Origin of the sequence: Cytobacillus oceanisediminis 2691 (assembly GCF_007678455.1) — a bacterium.
Classification (GTDB): domain Bacteria; phylum Bacillota; class Bacilli; order Bacillales; family Cytobacillaceae; genus Mesobacillus; species Mesobacillus oceanisediminis_A.
Genome location: NZ_VEEP01000381.1, coordinates 1 through 240 on the forward strand (window position 1 = coordinate 1; position 240 = coordinate 240).

Annotated in this window: 1 protein-coding gene; it reads left to right on the forward strand. The window is 42.5% G+C overall.

The annotated features are described in order from the left end of the window. Positions 1 to 240, forward strand: a 240-nt coding sequence (locus FS736_RS24985; protein WP_222125124.1) for a hypothetical protein, incomplete at both ends; no start/stop codon positions are given.

Here is a 240-nt window from a genome sequence, read left to right on the forward strand (position 1 = left end):
TTTATATTGTGGGTGGAAATGGAAGTGTATGTATAAATGTAGGTAGGGAAGTTGAAAGTTTTGTAGGTGATGTGAAAAGGATTTGTGGGGGGGATGGATTTGAAGTAGGTGAAAAAGTTGCTGGTGAGATACGTAAGAACGGGAAAGGAGTAGTGGGAAAGGGGGTGGTATTCGCCGAGGCAGTTTGCATTGCTCGTTATGGTGGTAAAAACGGTTATCGTATTTTGTTAAGGGGGAAAG